Source organism: Streptomyces sp. A18 (assembly GCF_059026065.1).
Map to the genome: position 1 here is coordinate 1 of NZ_JBWLKL010000148.1, position 616 is coordinate 616.

Here is a 616-nt window from a genome sequence, read left to right on the forward strand (position 1 = left end):
ACTTCATGCTGATCGCTCAGCGTCCCTCGTTGACCGAAGAGGTCGTCGACGAATTCCGCTCCCGGTTCGTGATCGAGCCGCTGGAGCCGGGCTTTGGTTACACCCTCGGCAACTCTCTGCGTCGGACCCTTCTCTCCTCGATCCCGGGTGCGGCCGTCACGTCCATCCGCATCGACGGTGTCCTGCACGAGTTCACCACCGTGCCGGGCGTCAAGGAAGACGTCACCGACCTCATCCTCAACATCAAGCAGCTCGTCGTGAGCAGTGAGCACGATGAGCCTGTCGTGATGTACCTGCGCAAGCAGGGTCCCGGTCTGGTCACCGCCGCCGACATCGCGCCGCCGGCCGGTGTCGAGGTGCACAACCCCGACCTGGTCCTGGCCACGCTGAACGGCAAGGGCAAGCTGGAGATGGAGCTGACCGTCGAGCGCGGTCGCGGCTACGTCTCCGCCGTCCAGAACAAGCAGGTCGGTCAGGAGATCGGGCGCATCCCGGTCGACTCGATCTACTCGCCGGTCCTCAAGGTGACGTACAAGGTCGAGGCCACGCGTGTCGAGCAGCGCACCGACTTCGACAAGCTGATCGTCGACGTCGAGACCAAGCAGGCCATGCGCCC

The 616-nt window shown here is 64.6% G+C and carries 1 protein-coding gene; it reads left to right on the forward strand.

From position 1 onward, the window contains the following. Nucleotides 1–5: 5 nt before the first annotated feature. Nucleotides 6–616: DNA-directed RNA polymerase subunit alpha (rpoA, locus tag AC5P1C_RS43915; protein ID WP_493871604.1), on the forward strand; the 611-nt coding region annotated here is incomplete at its 3' end.